General features: G+C 41.2%; 12 protein-coding genes. All 12 read right to left on the minus strand.

Translation table 11 applies throughout. From position 1 onward, the window contains the following. Window positions 1-165 precede the first annotated feature (165 nt). Entirely contained in the window at window positions 166-2,544 is a 2,379-nt protein-coding gene (locus tag FHS10_RS28425; protein WP_259097543.1) for an ABC transporter permease, read from the minus strand. A 93-nt stretch (window positions 2,545-2,637) separates the two neighbouring features. After that, a complete protein-coding gene (locus FHS10_RS28430) occupies window positions 2,638-5,025 on the minus strand; it encodes an ABC transporter permease (protein WP_259097545.1) in 2,388 nt (795 codons plus the stop codon). A 110-nt stretch (window positions 5,026-5,135) separates the two neighbouring features. Beyond that, window positions 5,136-7,493, minus strand: coding sequence for an ABC transporter permease (locus FHS10_RS28435; RefSeq protein WP_259097546.1), 2,358 nt, complete (start codon window positions 7,491-7,493; stop codon window positions 5,136-5,138). A 106-nt stretch (window positions 7,494-7,599) separates the two neighbouring features. Further along, window positions 7,600-10,020 (minus strand): ABC transporter permease, encoded by a 2,421-nt coding sequence (locus tag FHS10_RS28440; protein WP_259097549.1) that lies wholly within the window; start codon window positions 10,018-10,020, stop codon window positions 7,600-7,602. Window positions 10,021-10,195: 175 nt separating this feature from the next. Further along, on the minus strand, window positions 10,196-11,032 hold the full coding sequence (locus FHS10_RS28445) for a tetratricopeptide repeat protein (RefSeq protein ID WP_259097551.1): 837 nt from the start codon (window positions 11,030-11,032) through the stop codon (window positions 10,196-10,198). Beyond that, window positions 11,029-11,541, minus strand: a complete 513-nt coding sequence (locus FHS10_RS28450) for a hypothetical protein (RefSeq protein WP_259097553.1) — start codon at window positions 11,539-11,541, stop codon at window positions 11,029-11,031. Before FHS10_RS28450 ends, FHS10_RS28445 begins: the two co-directional genes overlap by 4 nt. 18 nt (window positions 11,542-11,559) lie before the next feature. Further along, window positions 11,560-13,959: an ABC transporter permease gene (locus FHS10_RS28455; protein ID WP_259097555.1), complete on the minus strand. Its 2,400-nt coding sequence runs from the start codon at window positions 13,957-13,959 to the stop codon at window positions 11,560-11,562. 160 nt (window positions 13,960-14,119) lie between these two features. Further along, a complete protein-coding gene (locus tag FHS10_RS28460) occupies window positions 14,120-15,586 on the minus strand; it encodes an ABC transporter permease (protein ID WP_259097557.1) in 1,467 nt (488 codons plus the stop codon). A gap of 9 nt (window positions 15,587-15,595) precedes the next feature. Beyond that, complete coding sequence (locus FHS10_RS28465) at window positions 15,596-16,627, minus strand: ABC transporter permease (protein ID WP_259097560.1); 1,032 nt, start codon at window positions 16,625-16,627, stop codon at window positions 15,596-15,598. A 152-nt stretch (window positions 16,628-16,779) separates the two neighbouring features. Then, window positions 16,780-19,209, minus strand: a complete 2,430-nt coding sequence (locus tag FHS10_RS28470; RefSeq protein ID WP_259097562.1) for an FtsX-like permease family protein — start codon at window positions 19,207-19,209, stop codon at window positions 16,780-16,782. Between the two features lie 107 nt (window positions 19,210-19,316). After that, complete coding sequence (locus FHS10_RS28475) at window positions 19,317-21,782, minus strand: ABC transporter permease (protein WP_259097564.1); 2,466 nt, start codon at window positions 21,780-21,782, stop codon at window positions 19,317-19,319. A 115-nt stretch (window positions 21,783-21,897) separates the two neighbouring features. Then, window positions 21,898-24,366, minus strand: coding sequence for an ABC transporter permease (locus FHS10_RS28480; protein ID WP_259097566.1), 2,469 nt, complete (start codon window positions 24,364-24,366; stop codon window positions 21,898-21,900). Between the last annotated feature and the right edge of the window lie 46 nt (window positions 24,367-24,412).

Consider the following 24,412-nt stretch of genomic DNA (forward strand, 5'->3'; position numbering starts at 1 on the left):
TTGTTTTATACTTATTTGGGTGCTTCAGAGGAATTCGGCGTTGGCTCATCAAAATCGCCATCATCTGCATAGTACTGCGCCATAGACGTTGGGGCATCTACTTCACAACATCTTTTTTGGCTACCTTTAATATCCATCCGAATAATCAGCTTTCACCTTCGCTACCTATTCGCTTCTCAAGCTTTTTACCGGGTTGGCCAATGATGCCAATACCGATCTGTAGCCTACTGTAATTGTCGCGATAATGAACGTTAATAAAATCGACTCCAGGAAAATAACCGGACCTATAGTAATACGATATTGAAAATCTTTCAAATAATTATGCATTGCCCACCAGGCCAGCGGCGCGGCAATTGCAAACGCTATTAACAGTAAAAAGGTAAACTCTTTACCAAACAGCCACAGGATATTCCTGATCTCGGCCCCCAGTACTTTGCGTACACCAATCTCTTTAGTTTTGCGCACGGCCATAAAGGATACCAGGCCATATAAACCAAGGCAACCGATAACTATGGCTATACCCGCAAAAGCCTCAATCAGTGTAAGCAAAATGGTATCCATCTGGTAAAACTTTTTAATGGTATCATCCAGAAACTCGTACGAGTAAAATTCCTCAGGGAAGGTTTCATTCCAGATCTTTTCAAATGACGCCAGTGATGATTTTGCATTATGCATATTCATTTTGATGGCCACAGTTGAATAATTGTTATAGTTGGGCATAATGCATATTGGTGAAATTTCACTGTGAAAAGAATAATTGTAAAAATCCTTTACTACACCAACTATGGGAGCAGTGGTGTGCTTACCATTTATCGATAATATTTTGCCAATAACATCCTGTGGTTTCAAGTGCAGTTTTTTAACAAAGGTTTCATTAACCACAAACTCACGTGTTGTATCCGCCGGGAAAAAGTTACGGCCGGCAACCAACTTTAAACCGAATGTAGAAATGTAATCTTCATCGGCGTTTTTTACATTGATACCCCAATGCTCATCCTCTGCACGATGATCGTAATTAACACCGGTAGTATTATTGGATTGCGATGCCGGCGCCCGGAAACAATAAGAAACTTTGTCGACACCCTGCACTCCATTCAACCGGTTTTTCATGGTGCTTAGCTTGGCTTTATCATTTGAAGGGACCGGTAATAAAACAATCCCGTCCTTTTTAAAGCCAAGATCTGCTGTTTGGGAGTAATGCAGCTGCGATACGATGATGATGGTGCCTATAATGAGTACCTGCGAAATGGCAAATTGCGTTACTACTAAAACGCGACGTAATGAAAAGCCGCCCACATGTTTTTGCGATAACTTACTTTTAAGCGCCAGGATTGGCTGAAACCTTGCCAATACCAAGCCCGGGTATGAGCCCGATAGGAAAATTACTACAATACCTATTAACACAATAAACAGAGCCAACTCCCCTTTATCAAAAACCATTTCTGACTGGAACAACTGATTTATAGCCGGTAAAGCCACGTAAGAGATCCCAATTGCCAGTACTACCGCAACAATGGTAATTAAAGCGGTTTCGGCAATAAATTGCCAAAAAAGCTGGTATGGTAAACTACCCAATACCTTGCGGATGCCTACTTCTTTTGAACGGTTTAAAGCTTGCGCTGTAGCCAGGTTCACAAAATTTACGCAGGCTGTTATAATTAAAAACAAACCGATAAAGAACAATGCCCACAAATACTTTTTATCCGCATAACCATCCAGTTCGGCATTAAAGTGCATATCGTTGAGGGGCTGCAGTTTAAAAAACCATACTTTTAAATCCCGACCTGTGTAATGCTTTTTAACAATGTCTGCCAACGCTTTCTCGGCCTGTTCTTTTGATACACCTTTTTTTAACTTGGTAAATGCCTCGCTACCGCTGTATACGCCGCCCCAGTTTTCTTCGCGACGTTTATCGGTATATTCATCCATGTTTCCGTAGGATACATAGATCTGCTGCCTGCGATCTGTATTTGGAGGCAGATCCTTCAAAATACCCGTTATGGTAAAATTGACCTTGTTATCCAGGCGGATTACTTTGCCGATAGCATTATCGCTGCCAAAGTATTTTTGCGCCATTTTTTGTGTGATGATAGCTTCGCCCGGTGCCACCAATACTGTTTTTTTATCCCCCTTCAGCAAAGGAAAATTCAGGATATCAAAATAAGGAGTTTCCGTAAATGCGATGCCATCCTCCTCCTGGAACTTTTTAACCTCATTACCCTTGGTTATGGTGATCAAAGGGTTACGGAAATTAATTACCCTGGCGGTTTTCTCGCCTAAAGCAAAATCATTTCTGAAAGTTTTACCCAAAGGCTGCGGCACACCGTTTGATTTGCCAATGCCGTCATCATGCCACTCGGTATACAACCTGAAAACCCTGTCGGGGTCTTTATGAAAAGTATCAAAGCTTAGGTGATAAGTTATCAGCGTAAAAATGAGTATGCCGCAGGCAATACCCAAAGCCAAACCAATAACACTTATAAACGCGTATGCCTTGTTACGCTTTAAATTTCTCCAGGCAATTTTAATATAGTTTTTTATCATGATGGTTCATTAGTTCAATTGTTCATTAGTTCATTGGTACCTTGCAGGTTAACATTTTGCAAATACTCCTGCAAACTGCCCACCGATAACTGCCTACTCACTACGTAGGCTTTTTACCGGGTTGGTTAAAGCCGCTTTTATGGCCTGGAAGCTTATGGCTACCAGGGTAATGATGATGGCAACCAAAGCAGATAACAGGAATACACCCGGGCCTATGGTTATCCGGTAATCATATTTCTGCAGCCAATCCCGCAAAAAGTAAAATGCTATAGGCGATGCTATAATGCAGCTAATCACCACCAGTACAATAAAATCGCCCGATAGCAGCAACCATACATTTGTTATGGATGCACCAAGCACTTTGCGGATGCCTATCTCTTTAGTACGTTGCTCAGCCACATAGGCTGCCAGGCCAAACAGGCCAAGGCACGATATAAATATAGCCAAACCTGCAAAAACGCCGGCAAGTTTGCCTACCAATAGTTCCAGGTTAAATTTATGGTTATACTCGTCATCAACAAACTGGTATATGTATGGATAGGCCGGGTTATACGTATCAAAAATTTTGTTAAGCTTTGGCAAGGCATCGTGAATGCTCACATTTTTTGCCAGGCGGTACATAATGTTATTGCCTCCCCTGCCGTGATTAAAGATAGCCGGTTGGATGGGCGTAAACGGCGATTCCATCAAGGCGTCTTTCACAATACCTATTATGCGTACCGGTTTAGCACTGCCATTCCAGGTTACCAGTTTATTTATCGGATCCTTTAACCCTATCCTTTTCACAGCGGCTTCGTTCAGGATAACGTCCGATGTATCACTGGCCCAGTTACTTGTAAAATCCCTGCCGGCTTTTAAGCTCATACCAAGTGTTTTAAAATAGCTTTCAGAAACCGATATCGAACCGATGTTGATAGGGTCTTCATTGGCATTTTTGCCGGGCCATTTATCAAGTGAGGTATGGCTGTATATATTGGTTATAGGGCTTGATGCCGAAGCTACGCTCTCCACCAATCCACTTGCTAAAAGATCGTTCCTGAGCGCGCCGAAATGCGTTTCAAGATCACCGCTCATGTCGGTCATCATCAACCTTTCTGCGCTATAGCCTGTCGGCCTGCTTTTGGCGTACTGAATTTGCTGATAAACAATTACCGTACTGATAATTAACGCGATAGAGCAGCTAAACTGAAGTACCACCAATACCTTGCGTGGTAAAGATGCCGCTTTGCCTACCCTTATAGTACCCTTTAAAACCTGCACCGGGTTAAATGACGACAGGTAAAAAGCCGGCCTGCTGCCTGCCAATAAACCGGTTACGGCCACGTATAGCAACATCACACTCCAGAACAACGGATTAGCATACGGAATGGCTATAAAGCCGCCGGTCAGCTCGTTAAACGACGGAATAACCAGCTGAACAATCAATATTGAAAACAGGAACGCGATAAAAGTGATCAACAGCGATTCGGCCAAGAACTGGATGATGAGGTCTTTCCGTTGTGAGCCAATGGCTTTCCTTACCCCTACCTCACGGGCGCGTTTTTCTGACCGGGCAGTGCTCAGGTTCATGAAATTGATGCAGGCTATCAGCAATACCAGGATGCCGATAATACTAAACATACGCACATAGTCAATAAAACCGCCAACAGCTTTACCGTTTTTAAAGTCGGTATACAGGTGCCAGTCTTTCATGGGGTGCAGGATAACTTCGGGGTGGGCTATCCGCATCTGCACACTGTTGTCATATACTATGTTTTTTATTTTAGGGGCAATCTGCTCCATAGTTACGCCAGGCTGCAACTCCACAAACATATTGAAGGAGTTGTTTGTCCAGGTAACGCGGGCATTTTTCATCCAGCTTTCAGTTTGCTCTTTGAAGCTGAAAGGGGTTAAAAAATTGAATTGTTTAGTGGCATTTTTAGGGATGTTTTTGATAACCCCTGTAACCTTCAGGTTATGGCTGTTATCGTAACGAATGATTTTGTTTATCGGATCGGCATTGCCAAATAAGGCTGTTGCTGTGGCCTCGTCGATAATGATGGAATTTGGATCGGTAAACGCATCTTTTGCACTCCCTTTTACAAAGGGATACTGAAACATCTTTAAAAAATCGGGATGCGCGGCACCGCCGCCAAGGTATAGTTTTTTAGTACCTACCAACAGGTCATGCCATTGCCAGCCTACCCAATCGGTTTCGGCCACGAATTTTATGCCGGGGATCTGTTTGCGCAATACATCGGCTAATGGGATGGCAACAGCGGTTTGCGTATGCTCGTCATGCTGCGATGTAAAGTGTACTTCAACCTGGTATAGCTGCTTATAGTTTGGTAAAAACTTATCATAAGAAAACTCATTGCTTACCCATAAGCCTATGAGCAAAGCCACAGCCATACCAGCAGCTAAGCCCAATATGTTAATAGCGCTGTAAATCTTATTGTTTAAGATATTGCGCCATGCGATTTTTAAGTAGTTTCTAAGCATAATGTTGGTTCATTAGTTCAATTGTTCATTAGTTCATTGGTGTCTTGTCATCGAGCCATTTTTTTAATTCCAATGACCTAATGACGCGAAGCAAATGATTAATAACTTAATTACTCATTTCTTAAACTCTTAACCGGGTTACTCAACGCCGCTTTTATAGCCTGGAAACTTACCGTTGCCAAGGCAATAAGCACTGTTAATATACCTGCGGTTGCAAACACCCACCAGTGAATAGTTACCCGGTATTGATAATTTTGCAGCCAGCTATTGATAGCCAAGTATGCCACCGGGAAGGCTATAAGGCACGAAATACCTATCAGCTGTAAAAAATCTTTTGATAATAGGCCGGTTAAGCCAGCTACGGTGGCACCCAAAACTTTGCGGATGCCAATTTCTTTTATCCGGCGCTCGGCGGTGTAGGCGGCCAGGCCAAACAAACCCAGGCACGATATAAGTATAGCCAACGACGCGAAAACACCAGCCAACGTACCGGTAAGCGTTTCCGTTTTAAACAACAGGTCAAACTCATCGTCAACAAATTTATACTCAAACGGGTAGCCGGGGTTATTTGATTTGATGATACTGCCTACTTTGCTCAATACATCCTGCAGGTTTGCATCGTGCTTAAATCTGATGGTTAAAAAGCGGGCGCCATCGATGTGATTATATAATAACATGGGTGCGCTGGCGGCATACATATCATTGTAAAGATAGTCTTTAACAATGCCGGTTACGGTTAAACGTTTTGAACCGCCCTCCGTTATAATAGCACCTATATGGCCTTGTTTACCCATTTGTTTGGCAAAGGCTTCATTGATGATCACGTTATTACTGTCGATAGTTGGATTAGCATAAAAATTCCTGCCCGATGCCAGCTTCATATCCATGGTTGATAAAAAATGTTCGTTAACACTTTCTATACTTATTAATGGATTTTTTGAAGCGTCCTTGCCTTCCCAGGAATAGTTATCAGTATTGCTCCAGATCTCTAAAGCCGGATAATCGCTTAACGCTGCATCCTCAATCACACCAGTTTTTTTCAACTCGTTATAAACTACCGGAAAATGCCCAACCAGTTTACCTTGGGTACTGATGCTGATCAGGTTGTTTTTATTAAAACCCAGTTTGCGGTTTTTTACGTGTTGAATTTGTTGGTAGATAACCACAGTACCAATGATCAATATAATAGAGATGGAAAACTGAATAACCACCAAACTTTGCCTGATAAAGCCCGAGCTTGCGCTCGTTTTTATTTTGATACTTTTTAAAACACTAATAGGATTAAATGATGACAGGTAAAAGGCTGGATAGCTCCCTGCCAGTAAGCCAGTAATAGCCCCTATCGCTATTAAATAAGCAACATGATCTGCAGTAAAAAGATTAAGGGTTAGTTCTTTTTGAACAAGGTTATTGAATGAAGGCAATGCTAAAGCTACCAGCAGCACAGCCACTGCAACGGCTATAAATGACATAATCACTGCTTCTCCAATAAACTGGCTTACCAGTTTACCTTTACCTGCGCCCATTACTTTACGTACGCCAACTTCTTTGGCGCGCCTTTCAGACCGGGCTGTTGCCAGGTTCATGAAATTGATACAGGCTATAAATAATATAATAAAGCCAATAATGGCAAATAAACGTACGTAAACAATACGGCCGCCATCCATTTTTCCATCGGTAAAATTATCGTGCAGGTTCCAGTCGTTCATAGCAAACAAGAACGATTCGGTAGTATTACCAGTCTTTTTTGTGCCTATGTAGTTGGCTAATTTTTTATTAACGGCATTAACATCTGCCGTTGGCTCCAACTCCACATAAGTATGCGCCCAGTTAGCACCCCAATCTTTCATCCATGGCTTTTTAGGGTCGATATCATTTAATGGTGCCAGCCAATGAAACTGAAGGGTGGAATTATTGGGCAAATCCTCAATGACGCCAGTAACGGTAAAATCCTGCTCATTATTCATTTTAAGCATTTTACCTATCGGATTGGTATCGCCAAAAAACTTTTTAGCCATAGTGGCATTGATCACTACCGAGTGCACATCATGAAAGGCATTATCGGCACTGCCATAAACAAAAGGCAGCTTCAGGATTGAAAATATTTCGGCATCGGCATAGTCACCTTTTTCATTGATGGTTTTATCGCCAAGGGAAAATAAAATATCGCCTGTACCACCTGAGCGTGCCGCCATTTTTATACCCGGGATATCCAACGCCAATGACTTGGCCATAGGCCCTGGCGTGGCATGAAATGTAGATACCTTACCTTCATAAGTTTGATTTTCGTAGATCCTGTAAAGGTTATCCCTTTTTTGAAAGTTGTGGTTAAACGTAAGCTCATCCTGCACCCACAAAAAAATAATGGATGCACAGGCTATGCCTATGGCAAGGCCAGCGATATTCAAAAAACTATAAGCCTTGTTCTTTAACAGGCTTCGCAAGGTGGTTTTTAAAAAGTTACGCATATCTAATGGTTCATTGGTTCAATTAATACTTGTCATTGAGTCATTTGGTCATTAAGTCATTTTAAAAATTCAATGACTTAATGACGCGAAGCAAATGACTCAATGATTATTCAGACCGCAAGCTTTTTACCGGGTTGGCCAGCGCGGCCCTTACGGCTTTGTAGCCCACGGTTATCCAGGCAATAAATAATGATGTTACTATAGCCAGCAGGAAGATCCAGGCACTTATAGATATCCTGTAGGCAAAGTTTTGCAGCCAGCCGGTCATAATGTACCAGGCGGCAGGCATAGCTATCACGAATGATATAGCTATCAACACTATAAATTCTTTAGAGAACAGGAACACAATGCTGCTTACCGAAGCGCCCAATACTTTGCGTACGCCCACCTCTTTAGTACGTTGCACGGCCATAAACGATACCAGGCCATATAAACCAAGGCACGATATAAAAATGGCTATGCCCGCAAATATTTTATAAACCAGGGCCATCTGGTTTTCTGTTTGATAGAATTTAGCAATATTGTCATCAAGGAAATAGCCATTGTAAGCATATTCAGGATAGGTTTGCTCCCACATTTTTTGTAGCTGGGCAACTGTTTGGCTCAATGATTTTGTATCGATCTTGATAGCAACTATGCCGCTAAACTTTTTGGCCGGACTGATAACAATAGGCTTCACCGTTTCGCGCAGCGAATTGGTTTTAAAATCTTCAACTACGCCAACAATCGGCATCCACCGGTTGCCGCCGCCCATGCTTACCGTTTTGCCAATAGCAGCCTGTGCATTTTGTATACCAAGCTTATGAATAAAAGTTTCGTTTACCACTACCTGTCGGGCTGTATCGCTCACGTCATAACCTTTACCGGCCACAAACCTAAGGCCGAAGGTTTTAAAATAATCGGCATCGCCAAATTTAAGGTAGGTGTTAAAACCGGGATCTTTGGTTGAACTATTGAATAAAAAATTGGTACCCCAGTTATTTTCTGATGATGGCGCATCTGAAGCGAAACTTACCAATTTAACATTAGGATTTGCCAATAACTGCTGTTTAAATGAAGTGATTTTAGCCAGGCTAATACTATCTGTATAACCCGGAATTACCAGTACCGCGTTTTTGTTAAAACCCAGATCGGCCTCACTAACAAAATTCATCTGTTTTACAGCTACTATGGTTCCAATCATCAACAATTGCGAAATAGCAAACTGCCCCACAACCAATGCCCGTCGCAACGGGATCCCCCCTATTGATGCTGCAGTGATCTTGTTTTTTAATGCCAAAACCGGTTTAAAGCCAGATACAACCAGTGCGGGATAAATACCCGAAAGCAATACCACAGAGATCATAACCGCAGCTAAAAATAGCATATTGCTTAAGGTAAACAGACCAATACCATCCGGCACATTAGCTATACTCTTTAATTGTGGCATTGCAAATTTGGCAACTATAAGGGCCAGCAATACCGAGAAAAATACCACCAACGTAGTTTCGCCAATAACCTGTATGATCAGTTGCTTGCGGGTGCTGCCCAATACTTTGCGAATGCCAACCTCTTTTGACCGCCCCACAGATTGCGCTGTTGACAGGTTAATAAAGTTGATAGATGCCATAACGATAATCAGTATGGCTATAAACGACAATGTGCGCAAAGTAGCTTTACTGGTGCTATGATCTGCAAGCGGGTTGCCAAAACGGGTATCAAAATGGAGATCGGCAAATGGCTGAGCTAACAAATGGGTCTCTGCGCTGTTTTTTTTGAAGTGTTTTTTAGAGAATGCTTCCAACTGCCCGTCAATATTTGCAGGGGCCATATTTGGTGGGAACAGCATAAACACCTGGTGGTTACTTCCGGTTGAGCCCCATTGGTCGCTGTAGTTATAATCCTTGCCGTGCTGTTTAAAGTTAACGAACGATACCATTATTTTAAATGGGAAATCGCTATTGGCAGGCGCATCTTCAATAATGCCTGCAACTTTAAGCGTCATCACGTTATCCATTTTCAGGATTTTGCCCATGGCATTTTTCCAGTCGCCAAAATATTTGGCGGCGGTGCTTTGGTCAATAACCACCATATCCGGTTCAGCCAATACCGAGGGGGTGCCTGCCAGGAACTTTGAACTAAAAATATCAAAAAACTGGGGTTCAATGAACAGCACACCAAGGTTCTCTGTGAATTTTTTATCATTTGTGCCACCTCCGTTACCATCGGGTACGGTTACCTGGCTGCCATAACTGCTGTTTAACGCGGCAACCTTTGCCTGCGGAAAATCGAGCCTTAAAGCGGCGGTAGCGGGAACCGTGATACCCGGATTATAGGTAACTTCCGATTCATGCTTTTCCTGGGTTACAATATGGTATACATTTTTGTAGTTGGGCTGAAAGGTGTCAAAGCTCAGTTCAAATTTGATGATCACAAAAATGAGCAAGCAGGCCGCAATGCCCACGGTAAGCCCTGCAATGTTAATGCTTGAATAAACCTTATGCCTGATGATATTACGCCAGGCTATTTTTATATAATTTTTGATCATTTTATCTGCAGATTTTGGTGAACAGTGTAAAACCTATACCAAATAAATAAATAACTACAAATCAATTAGTTAAATCAAGTTATTTATACGAAGGTGTTCGTAAGTGTAACAGTATGTGTACGATAATGATACACTAAGGACGAGGAAACAAGTCATGAATTAAAATAAAACACCTTTATTGAGCGCCTGGATGTTTTAATTTACCCAACGCATTGTTTATATCCGCAAGGTAAACCTGGTCAGGCTCCTCACAATATGGATCAGTGTGGCGGTAACCGGTTTTAATATACAACTCCCTGGCCTGCTTAAAAGAGTTGTATGCCTCACCTTTATTATGCATTGCCAGATACGTAAGGCCCATATAGTAGTGAACATCAGCCAGCTTTTGGTTTTTAACCATTTCTAATTTGAAATCGACCAATGCAGCGGTATATTTTTTCATTCGCAGCAGCGTAGCTCCCCGGTGCAGATAATCAAAAAGGCCCAGGGTGTTATTTTTTCGGTGATCGGCTATGCATTCGTTGAAGAATCTCATAGCCAATTTATAATTCCCCATTTCGCGCTGGGATATCGCCATTAGTATACGCAGATCGTAGTCTCCATCACCAGTATAACCAGGGTGACCACCTGTAAGTTTATACAAACGATAAAGATCTGCGTAACAATTTTCATAATCATCCATGTGTTTAAAGTAACACCAACCCCTATCGCCTAAATATCCTATCGCATCCGCTTTCACGGCCTCATCCATCAATACTTTCCAGGTATAAAAATCGCCTCGCTTTAAATATGGTACAGACATTTCATGCAATGTTGGTGCAAAAGTGGCACAAGCCTCAAGCGATTGAATAAACAATTGTTGAGATTTTTTTGAACCCTGTCCATACTGAATAGCTTCGGTATAATATTGACATGCAAGCTGGTGAGCTTTATCTTTATATAAAGTACAATTAGTTTGCGCATTAACAAGGCTTGCATTAAACAGCATAAGAAGCAATATACATATCTTCATATCGCGATATTGTTTATACGGCCTCTAAGTATTCTAAAATGCAGGAAATAATAGCTATCACAAACAGCCCCATTGGGTAATTTACCCGGGATCCATCCCTTTAAGTTTTTTACGTCTAAAAGCAACTTATTGATAAATTCTGAAGGAAAGGCTGTTCTTTGGTAATTGCTGTTTAGCACATTCACCCTAAACCAGTCTGTTTGTGCTTTACAGTTTACAATAAACCTAATAGTAACAGATCCCGTTATAACTGCATATTTAGCATCGTATTTAAAACCATCATATAATTCCTTCTTTAAAGCCTTTATTTCGCCGGTATAAGTGGTATTTACGCTGTAATACTGATAAATATTTTCTTTGTTGCACAACTTAAAATCATATTGATCGGTTTGTGTGTTAAAAATAATATCGCCTACCTGGTCTGGCAGTTGATCTGCTTTGGGTAATTTATTTTGCGCCGATGCGTAATAGCAAGTGAATAACAACAGCATTATTAAACTATACTTCATCGGGTTTGCAATAAATAACTATTCATTCCTTAAGCTATTTACAGGGTTAGCCGTCGCTGCCTTAATTGATTGATAACTAACCGTTACAAAAGCAATCACAACCGCAATAATGCCTGCCAAAGCAAATACCCACCATTGAATATCAATCCGGTAAGCAAAATCCTGTAAATACTTACTCATGGTAAACCAGGCTATCGGGGTAGCTATTACGATGGCTATGAGTACTAATTTTATAAAATCGACAGAAAGTAAGGTGGTGATAGTAGCTACCGAAGCCCCTAATACTTTACGAATGCCGATTTCTTTGGTGCGTTGTATGGTAAGCTGTGTAATTAATCCTAACAGACCAAGGCAGCTTATAAAAATGGCTATGATGGCACTTGAAGTGATGAGTTTATTCAACAGATCTTCCTTTTGGTAAAAATCATTGATCTGCTCATCCAGAAAGCGGTATTCAAAAACATTTTCCGGGAAAACAGACTGCCATGTTTTTTGGATATGTGCGATAGCGCCGGCATGGTTCCGTATATCTATCCTGATCCCTACATATTGATACTGCGTGCGAAAAGTGCTAACATACGATGGTTCAATCGCCCTATATAACGATTTGGCATGAAAATCTTTAACCACCCCAACTATGGTACCGGGCTTGTCAGTTAAATCGCCGGCGGTAAATTGGTGACCGATGATTTGCTGCGGGTTTTTAATGCCTAATTGTTTCACCAATTGCTCATTCACCAGGTATTCTTTGGCCGAATCTGCTTCGGCAATATTCCGGCCTGCTATGATGCGCAAACCGAATGTTTTGGCGTAACCTGCATCGCCCATCAAAGTACGCCCTACAAACTTTTCCCAATCCCGACCTTCGTATTTTATCGAGCCGCCTTTGTCGGCAGTTGAAGATGGTGCCCGGTAGCAAAAAGAAACTGCGCTGATAGCCGGATTTGCCAAAAGCTGGTTGCGGAAATAATCTGTTTTACTTTTATCAAAATCGGGCAAAGGCAACATTACTATTCCGGTTTTATTGAACCCCAGGTCGGCAGTTTTGAGAAAACGCACCTGCATGGTAATAATAATAGTACCAATAATAAGCACCTGCGCAATTACATTTTGAATTACAATCAAACTTTTACGACTAAAGCCAGCAGCTCGTGTTACTCCGTTTACCTGGTTCTTCAACGCGTTTACTGGTTTAAACCTGCTTAATATCAAAGCGGGGTAAAAACCTGCGGCTAAAGTGACAACAAACATAGCCAGGGCGATAAATACAAATAATACTTTATCGTGCCCCCAATTAAATGTAAGTGTAGTTTGCAGCCATGAATTTAAAACAGGCAACAATATCCAGACCGATAAAACCGCCATTATACCGGCAGCAAAAACAATCAGAAAGGTTTCGGTAATAAACTGGATAAATATGGCCGTAGGTGTACTTCCTAAAACTTTGCGGGTTCCTATTTCCTTGGCACGTTTAAAACTTTGCGCGGTAGCCATATTAACAAAGTTAACACAGGCTATAACAATTAACAGCAAGCCCACAATACCTAATGTAGTCAACAACGATTTTTGAATTACGCCGCTATACCTGCCATCAAAATGCACCTCATTTATAGGCTGCAATAAGTATTTAAAAACCTTCGACATATCTTTGTCTAAAAGTTTCGTGATTGCAGCCTCAACTGTTTTTGGCGAAAGATTTGCCGGCAACTGCAGGAATACCACGTTGCGCGAGTCCTCCCAGGCCCAGCTTTCCTGGAAATCTTTTTGAACATCGGGATAAATTGTTTTTATGGCGGTAAGCGATAGAAACATATCGCATTTAAAGTCGGTATTATCTACATTATCTGCCAATATGCCTGTCACTTTAAAATTATGTTTACTATCCAGCCTAATCACCCTACCTACCGCATCAGTGGTTCCAAAATACTTCAAGGCCAGTTTTTGGGTGATAACTGCATTATCGGGATCATTAAAAGCTGTTTGGGCACTACCAGATAGCCAGTTATAATCAAGCATGTTAAACCAATGCTTATCTGCAAAGCCCACATTTTCTTTTTCGTAAAAAAGCTTTTTCTCTGCTCCCGCATTCTGCGGAACAGCAATGGTGAACGAGCGCTTTTGAACCAATATTCCCGCATCGGTTATCTGTGGCAATTCGGCTTTAATGGCGCGGGCCAATACCATTGGCGCGCCTTTTTCATAAAGCGTAGTACCATCGTCAAGATGCATTTGCTCAACAACCTTGTACAGCGATTTGGCATTATGATGGTAAGTATCAAAACTTAAGTGGTAACTGATAAACTGGAACAAAATAATGCTACAGGCCATCCCCAGTGATAACCCAAACACATTAATCAGTGTATAAAACTTATGTTTATAAAGGTTACGCCAGGCTATTTTAAAGTAATTTTTTATCATGCTGCTTTTATTTACACGATGATAGTTAAAAACCTTTATATGAGAAGTTAAAAAGCGTTAAATAGACTAAAGATTGATAGATAAAAAAACAAGGATAAAGCACCTGCCTATACCCACTAACTCAATGACTAATGACGCAAAGCAAATGACCGATGACTAACTACTCGTTCCTCAAGCTCTTAACAGGGTTTGCCTTAGCTGCTTTAAGTGTATGGTAACTAACGGCTAATAATGCGGTAACTATGGCAATAAACCCGGCGGTGATAAACAGGAACCAATCTGGCTGTATGCGGTAGGCAAAATTTTGCAGCCACTGGTTAACCAGGTACCAGGCCAGCGGTGCCGCAACTACAAACGCCCCCAAAGCAAGGTAAATAGTACTTTGGTTAAGCAACAGGAAGAGATTGGTAAGTGATGCGCCCAACACCTTACGGATGCCTATCTCTTTAGTGCGGTTAAGCGTTGTTAACCCTGATAGGCCAAACAGCCCCAGGCAAGCTAATATGATAGCAATTACGCACGACACAGTTATGGTGGCCATCCAACGTAAATAGGCATCATAACTTTTGGCTACGTCCTCGTCCATAAACGAGTAATTAAGCGGCAGGTTATTGGTTTGCTTGTTCCATTCTCTTTTCAGTTTTTCCATTTGGGCGGCTATGCTTTGTTTGGCTTTAATCCGAACCAGGAAAAACTCCAGCGGCCCCCGATTGATAGTATGGTACGCCGGCGGTATAGCCTGGGTAAGGTCGCGGTTGTGGTAATCTTTGCAAACACCTATAATGATGCCGCCAATGGTGGTATTATATTCATCAAGCGCAGGCTTACCAAGCATATTGTAAAGTGTTTGATTTACAATTACGTTATGCCTTATTTTGGTACCAACAGGGGCTTTCTGAGCCTCGGTAAGTACCATAGAAGCACTGTCGCTGGCAATATCGCGCGAAAAATCGCGGCCTTTTACAATCGGTATCCTGTTGAATTTAAAGTATTCATAATCAATATTCAAAAAATCAACTGGCACCCTTTTGTCGTTAAAGGTGTGTGCATTGGTGCTTGCTGCGTTAAACGAAAACGACGTTGCCGTAGCACCATCCAAGGCCGGGTTGGTTTCGGCGTAATGATAAATGGCATCTTTAAGACGGCTGGAATTTTGTTTATCCGAAAAAGCATAAGGGTTTTGGAGCAATACAACCTGGTCTTTATCAAAGCCCATTTCGGTTTGGTTGATGAAACGCATTTGCTTATTGATCACCAGCGATGAGATCACCAAAATAACACAAACTGCAAATTGCACAATGATGAGGCTTTTTGACAATACCGGATTGATGCGGTAAGCCGAAAAACCACGCATAATATTTAATGGTTTTAAGCCCGACATGGCATAAGCCGGGTAAATACCGGCAAAAACACCCAATAAAACAGCCAGGATAACCAACAAAACAACCATATCAATAAATGAAAAACCGGTTAAGTGGATATTAGCACCGGTTAGTGTGCTAAAAAACGGCATAATGCAAATTGCCAATATAAAGCCCACCATTACCGACATACAAGCCAGCAACTGCGTTTCGGTATAATATTGTAATATGATTTGGATGCGGCCCGCACCTATAGTTTTACGCACGCCTACATCCTACGACCTTGATATAGCATTTGTAAGCGTAAGTAATACGTAGTTAAAGCAGGCTATCACCAAAATAATGGCAGCCAAACCTATCAGCTGATAAATATTTTTTAGGTTGGTATAATGCCCCCAGGCACCGCCTTCGCTATAATGCGCATCGGCAAAGCGCCTTAAATAGATGTGGGTATCGGCAGCCTTATTTTTTGGATCAAGCTTCACCAGCCAATCACTTAGTGATTTAAAATAGGTTTTGGCAAACACATCCAGTTTTTGCTGAAAACGGTTTACATCAGTTCCGTTTTTTATTTTGATGATAAGTATTTCGCTAAAGGAGTTAACCCCGTTTTTAATTTTTTCCTGGTAATCTTCCCTTGATTCAACCGGGAAGATCATATCAAACTGCATGCTGGAGTTTTCCGGAAAATCTTTCATCAATCCATTAACAGTTAACAGGATAGGTTTGGTATCACCGGGCAGCTGTACCGTTTTCCCAATCGGATCGGCATCGCCAAAATACTTTTTGGCCAGCCGCTCACTTATTACTACCTGGTTATGGCCCGATAACACCGTTGCAGCATCGCCTTTGATAAGCGGGAAGTTAAAAACCTTAAAAAAATCGGCATCGGCACAAACAATATTATAATTTTCCTGGAAATTTTGGTTACCCACTTTAACAACCGGTTTATAAAAACCATCAAAGCGCACTGCATTCTCAATTTCGGGAAAATTTCTTTTCAGGTCTATGCCCAGTACCGGTGGTGTATTGGCTATATTTTTTTGATCTTCTTTTTTTGTCAAAAAAGAAAAAAAGCTTTTATCGCTTTTTTCGTCACCTGGTTTCGAAAATATATCAGACTCCTCCACCCTATACAACTGGCCAACTTCGTGATGAAACTTATCAAAAGATTGTTCATTTTTAAGGTAAAGATAAACCAGGATACAAAAGGCGCTTGCTATACCTAAACCCACCAGGTTAATTGTGGTGTACAATTTATTACGTAAAATATTCCTTAAGGCAAGTTTTAGGTTGATGTTTGACATAGGTTTTGTTTAAACTCCAAAATACGAAGCTTAAACGTTAAAAGCAAAGCATTTAACACTTTATATAAATTTGTTACTTATGCTTAAGTAGCGCAAAAAAAGTCCCGATCTTTTGACAGATGAGGGCTTCAGGATTGTTTTAATGAAAAGAGCTATTCGCTTCTCAGGCTTTTTGCCGGATTAGCGATGGCAGCTTTTATTGTTTGATAACTTACAGCTACCAGCGCTGTTACCAATGCTATTAATCCGGCAATCAGCACAAAACTTATATCGGGTTTAATGCGGTAAGCATAGGTTTGCAGCCATTTATTCATACCCAGCCATGCAAGCGGCGACGCCACAACTATGGCAATCAGCACCAGTTTAACAAAGTCGGACGTTAACAAGGTGGTTATTGAGGTTACCGACGCTCCTAATACTTTGCGAATACCAATTTCTTTGATTCGTTGCTCGGCAGTAAATGTAGCCAGTCCCAACAAGCCGATACATGCCAGGAAAGCGATCAGAAAACTAAACAGGGTAAACAATTGCTGTAATTTTAGCTCGGTTTTATATTGATTCTGTAAAAGATCATTTACCCAACCATATTCAAATACTTTGTCGGGGAAAAATCGTTTCCACAATTCATTGATCTGGGTTAATATTTGCTTTTCGGTTCCCGGACTTACCCTTACCAGCATGCTACCGTAATTTAATTTTGTACCCGCCATAATAAAAGTGGGCGACATGGCAATTTTGAGCGATTCGTTATTGAAATCTTTAATAATTCCAACAGGTAAACCACTCCCGCTTATTAGTTTTTTGTTCAGTTCCTTGATATCAAGCGCGTTTGCGGTGTAGGCAGTAACCAATACCGGCTGAACTTTTTGTGCTTCTTCCAGCTTGGCCATATCCTTCTCCATTAATGAATCGGCATTAATAGCATCGCTTCCAAATTTGCTGCTTAAAAACCGGCCTTTTTGGAGTTGGAGTTTTAGAGTTGCAGCAAGGTCAAGGTCCGCTTTTATATAGGTAATCTTAAGCTTGCTGTTCTTTTGATGCGGATCATCAACCATCGTAGACATGGAGCCCCCGCCGCCTGATGGGTACCAGGTACTAATGCTGGCATTTTGCACACCCGTTATTTTTAAAACTTCCTGTTTAAAAGCATCGCCTTTTGTTCCCCAGCTTGTTTCATCAATACGAAGCAGGTTATTTTTATCGTAACCTAAATCTTTATTATTTATAAAACTAAGTTGTTTTTGAACAACTATGGTACATATCAGTACCGCTACCGATATGCTAAACTGCATAACTACTAATACTTTACGCAGTACGCCACTACCAGATTGTGTACCTGTGCTGCCCTTTAGCGATGATACCGGTAACCTGCCTGATAGCAGCAAAGCAGGATATAAACCAACCAATAAGCTAATCAATAAAACCACGCCACAAATAGCCGAAAACATAGTTATATTATTAGCCAGGGTGAGCGTTAGCGTGTAACCTAAATAACTCTCTAAAGGCTTTAACAGTACACTATAAATGAATATGCCAAATGCAAAGGCTATAAAGAAAAACATTATGGATTCAAAAAGGAATTGGGCTACCAGGTCGGCTTTGCCGGCTCCTAATACTTTACGGATGCCAACCTCGGCAATCCGTTTCAAGGCCCTTGCCGTGGTAAGGTTAATAAAATTGATACAGGCAATCAGCAGCAATAAAATAGCAACACCTCCAAAAATGTAAACATTACTCATTTTGCCTTGTACACGTTGATAAGCGGCAAAGTCTGATTTTAAGTAAACGTCGGTTATTGGCTGAAACTCATAGGTAAAACCGGCTTTTTTACCCTGTATAAATTGCTTATACCAGTTATTTACATTATTGGTAAACGCGGCTACAGAGGTGCCGGGTTTCAACATAATGTATTGCTGGGTGAAAGAGCCAAACTCGCCTTTATTGAGTTGATTATATTCAGCATTATGGTCATCTAACACCAACATATCTGCCCTAAGGTTGGTATTTGAGGGTATATCTTTTATTACACCTGTTATAATATAAGCAGCTGGTTTGCCATATTCAGGAATATCATAAATTGTTTTACCAATTGGATCTGCATTGCCGAAGTATTGGTTGCTTATTTTTTCGGTGATCACCAGGTTCTTATATCCGGCCACATGGGTTTTAGGATTACCAAGCACAACGGTAAAATCGAGCATATCCCAAACACTTTGTTCGGCAAATAATCCTGTAATTTTAATACCATCTTTATCAGCTCCCAGTTTAAAACGGCTCTCATGGCTGTTCATCCTGCAATAACTACTCACCTGCGGAAAATTGGCTTTAAGACTTGGCCCCAACCCAGTAAAACTTGACGACGATTTATCAACAGCATTTTTATTGCTGTTATCTATGGTAATTATCCGGTAGATGTTGGCTGCATTTTTCCATTGCTTATCATATGAAAGGTCGTCAATCACCACGGTAGCAACCAATAAACAAGCAGCCATGCCAATTGTAAGACCAGCTATATTAATAAACGAATACAACCTGTTACGCTGTAAATTACGAAAAGCGATCTTTATATAGTTTCTTATCATTACGGTTAAACTCTAAATGCTAATTTCTAAATCCTATTTGAAAGTCACTAATGAACGTCTCTGCGCCCTAACCAATGAACTGATGAACAAGTGAACTAATGAACAAATCATTCGCTCCGTAAACTTTTCACCGGGTTGGCAACCGCCGCTTTTACCGTTTGAAAACTTAAGGTAAACAAGGCAGCCAGTAACATGCCCGCACCGCTTAGCACAAAGATCCACCAGCTGATGGTTGTTCGGTCGGCAAAGCTTTCCATCCATTTGTTCATAGCGTACCAGGCTAATGGGGTAACTATCACAAATGCCAATGCTATCAACAAGATCAATTCGGTAGAGAGCAGGGTAACTATTTGGGCAATTGAGGCCCCTAATACTTTACGTACACCAATCTCCTTGGTGCGCAAGTTGGTGGTATACATGGCTAAACCTAAAAGCCCCAGGCAACTGATGAAAACAGATAATCCCGTAGCCCAGGTAAGTAAAGTTGAGGTATGTTGTTCTGCATCATAAAACTTTTCGATGTTTTTATCATAAAAGCTGTAATCAAAATCGTCGTCGGGATACAGGTCCTTCCAAACCTTTTGCATGCTGGCAATGGCTTTTTTCCAGTCGCCGCCGCCGGCAGTTTGCGGTTTCAAGGCAATGTGGAAAGTGCGGTTATTGAATTTATTTTTTGTCATCAATACAGCCAAGGGCTTTATGGCATCATGTAAAGATTTTTGATAAAAATCGGCTACAACGCCTACTATCTCCATTTTTTTATTGTCGTTGTAGTCCAATACTTTTCCTATCGCGTCCGATGGGTTTTTAAAACCAAGTACTTTAGCGTAACTATTATTGATGAGCAGCGCTTTGGTTGAATCTGCCCTGGTAATGTTACGGCCTGCCAGCAGTTTAATGTTGTAAACCCTTAGGTAGTTGTCATCGCCAAACTTTTGTTGTACATCGGTTTTAATTTCTTTTTTACCATCCTTATAAGTGGCTTCGGTGCTGTTGGTATTACCCGATGATGGCGGCGCGCCCCCAATACTCATCATTTCAATTTGCGGAATGGTTGCTAACCGGTTTTTAAAAACCTGCTTAGTCCCTTCATTCATGTTTTTATAAGGGATGCTGACATTAATAATAGCTTCCTTTTTAAATCCAAGGTCCTTATGTAAAGCGTAATAAATTTGCTTGCTTACCAATAAGGTAGCCATGATAAAAAACTGCGCAATAATGAACTGAACAGTAGTTAATGATTTACGCAAAAACGAGTTACGGGTTTTGCTGGTGCCGGCGTTGGCCTGGTTTTTAAATACATCAACAGGTTTATAGCCAGATAAAACAAGCGCAGGGTAAAAACCGGATAAAACACTAACCACCAGGATAAGTGCAAGCATAAACACCAAAATATTTAAGTGGTGCAGATAATCAACCGAAATACCTTTGGGCGTAAAATCGGCAAATAACTTTAGGATAGATGGTGCAGCCAAAATGGCAATGATAACAGCAAACAGCGTAACCAGGAATGTTTCGCTCAAAAACTGGATCATAAGTTGCTTGCGGGTACTGCCCATAGTTTTACGGATGCCAATTTCTTTGGCCCGCTGAGAGGCTTGTGCTGTGGTGAGGTTTACAAAGTTGATACAGCCCAACATCAACAAAAAGGTGGCTATAACCAACAAACCATATAATGTTGTTTTACTTGCGGTATGGCCTCCATCAAAATTGTTGTAATCTTTATTAAAATGCAGATCATTTAATGGCTGTAAATGGAATACCTGGGTATTGCCGGCATCTTCCTTTTTTGGCGGATTATGCTTCTTCAATAAAACATTCAACTGCTTTTCAACATTGATAGGTGAAGCGTTATCTGCCAGCTTAACAAATAATACCGAAGCCGATGTTGTACTCCCCCACTCGGTTAGCTGCAAATTATCTTTTAAAGCGGGGTTGTTTAACGCTGTGCTGTAGGATATAAAATCGTGAAAATTAAAGTCCGTATTTTCAACCGGGGTTTGCACAATGCCGGTCACCGTGGTTTTGATGGTATCGTAGGTAACCGTTTTGCCCAGCATCTGGTTGTACAATAGCTTAGGAAAATATATTTTAGCCTGATCGGATGTTAAAACCACCTGGTAAGGCTCGTTCAGGGCCGTTTTTGCCGATCCGGCCAGCCAATTGTAATCAAACAGTTTAAAATACCGTCCGTCGGCCAAAACCAGGTTATCCTGGTCTTTAAACCGGGTGGGTACATCGGTTTTGTTGGCTATAAACACATTCATGCCACCTGTAGTAAAAAACGGTACAACATCTTTAACACCCGTAACTTCGGCCTTTACAGCTGCAGCCAACGGGCCGGTAACGCCGCCATTGTAACCCACATTGCCAGAGAATGAATACTCGGTAACTACACGATAGATCTTCTCACTATCACGGTGGTTTTTATCAAACGTAAAATCAAAATTGACAATAACATAAATTACCAACGCGGCGCTGATACCGATTGATAAACCTACAATATTGATCATGGTGAACAGCTTGTGCCGCCCGAAATTGCGAAACGCAATCTTGAAGTAATTTTTAATCATGATTTATAAATTCTAATATCTAAATCCTAAATGCTAATTCTAAAAATAAGCTCTAAACTCTAAAGAGCAAATCCTAATGACCAATGACAGCGAAGCGAATGACCAATGACTAAAATCATTCGCTTCTAAGGCTCTTTGTCGGATTTGCCATAGCTGCGCGTACCGTTTGGAAGCTTGATGTAATTAAAGCTGTTAGCAGCATGCCGCCGCCGCTCAGTATAAAGATCCACCAGCTGATGGTGGTACGGTCGGCAAAGCTTTGCATCCATTTGTTCATAGCATACCAGGCCAATGGTGTTACCAATATAAATGCGAGTGCAATCAATAACACCAATTCTGTTGATAGCAACTGTACAATCTGCGCCACCGATGCCCCAAGTACTTTACGCACACCAATTTCTTTGGTACGCTGGTTGGTATTATAAATTGCCAGGCCTAATAAACCAAGACAACTGATAAATATTGATAAACCGGTTGCCCAGCTTAGCAGGGTTGAAGTATGCTGCTCAGCATCATAAAACTTAGCTATATTTTCATCAAAAAAGTGGTATTCAAAGTCGTCTTCGGGATAAATTTCTTTCCACGATGTTTCCATTGCCGAGATAGCCTTTTTCCAGTCGTCGCCACCTACTGTTTGAGGTTTTAGCGCAATGTGAAACGTTCCGTTATTGTATTGGTTAACTTCGGTTAAAATGGCTATAGGTTTAAATGGAGCATGTAATGATTCGGCGTGAAAATCGTGTACAACGCCAATGATCTGCATTTTGGTATCTCCGTTAAAATTATCAACATATTTACCTACCGCGTCATTCGGCTTTTTAAAGCCAATGGCATGGGCATAAGTCTCGTTTATTAAAAATGCCCTACCAACATCCTCCGGTTGTAAATCGCGACCTGTTAGTAATTTGATGCCATATACTTTAATGTAGTTCTGATCGCCATACTTTTCGTTCAGCTCCATCTTAATTTCCTTTTTACCATCGCGGTAAGTAGCCTCCGTAGAATTGCCATTATCTGACGATGGCGCGTCTTTACCCAAACTCACCAATTGCACCTGTGGCAACGCGTTTAGCTTATTTAAAAATACCTGGTTAAGGCTTTCGGTACGGTTTTTCCATGGCGAATTGATGATCAAAATAGCATCTTTTTTAAGGCCCAGATCTTTATGCAGCACGTAGTAAATTTGCTTGCTTACCAATACTGTGGCCATGATAAAAAACTGGGCTATTACAAACTGGGTAACTGTTAATGATTTACGCAGCCAGGCATTACGGGTTTTGCTGCTATTTGATGAAGCCTGGTTTTTAAGTACCAGCACAGGTTTATATCCGGACAATAAAGCCGCAGGATAAAAGCCCGACAAAAGGCTTACCACGAGTGTTAATACCAAAAGAAACGCGATGATATCGGGCTGGTTAAAAAGATCTAACCTGATGCCTTCGGGGATAAAATCTTTAAACAGGTTAAGGATCACCGGGGCTATCACAACCGATATTACTACAGCGATAAATGTGATAAAAAATGTTTCGCTTAAAAACTGAAAGATCAATTGTACCCGGCTGCTTCCCATAGTTTTACGGATGCCAATTTCTTTTGCCCTTTGCGCGGCCTGCGCTGTGGTCAGGTTAACAAAGTTGATACAGCCCAGCAGCAATAAAAACAAAGCGATGATCAGTAAACCATAAAGTGTCGTTTTATTAGCCGTTCGCCCGCCATAAAACGTACCATATAACTCGTTAAAATGAACATCGCTAAATGGTTGTAAGGCAAAACTCCTGGTATTGCCTTTGTTTGACGCGGTTGGCGGGTTATGTTTCTTTAAAATTTCATTGAGTTGTTTGGTGATCTGCGCTACGGAAGTTTTAGGCGATAGTTTAATAAAGAGCTGCGACGCAGGAGTTGTGCCTCCCCAATGTTCGGGCCTTAATTCGTTTTGTAAAGCTTTATTATTAACCGCCGATGAATAAGATATAAAAGTTTGGGATTTAAAGTCGCTGTTGCCTTTTAATGGCTCAACGATGCCGGTGACAACAGTATTTAGGGTATCATAGGTAATAACCTTACCCATCATTTGGTTATAAGATAGCTTCGGAAAGTACTTTTCAGCCTGCTCTGTTGTAAGTACTACCTGGTTAGGGCCGTTAAAGGCCGTTTTAGCTTTACCGGCCAGCCAATTATAGCTAAATAGCTCAAAATAACGTTCATCAGCCAAAACAACATTATCCTGTAATTTAAATTTAACCGAAACGCCCGATTTGCCGGGTATAAATACATTGGGCTGATATAAAGCGAAGAACGGTGCAGTCAATTCTATACCGCTTACCTGTGTACGCACAGCTTCTGGCAATGGTCCGCAAACACCCCTGTTATAGGCAGGTTGACCGGCGTAGGTGTAATTGGATACCACACGGTAAATCCTGTCGCTATCCTGAACGGATTTATCAAAAGTAAAATCAAAATGAACGATCAAATAAATAACCAATGCCGAACTGATACCGATAGACAGCCCGATAACGTTAATAAACGTAAAAAACTTATGCCGCCAAAAGTTACGTAAGGCTATTTTAAAATAGTTTTTAATCATGGTTAGTTCATTAGTTTAATGGTTCGTTTGCGCCTTGTCATTGAGT

The organism is Mucilaginibacter dorajii, from assembly GCF_024808255.1.
In the GTDB taxonomy this organism is placed as follows: domain Bacteria; phylum Bacteroidota; class Bacteroidia; order Sphingobacteriales; family Sphingobacteriaceae; genus Mucilaginibacter; species Mucilaginibacter dorajii.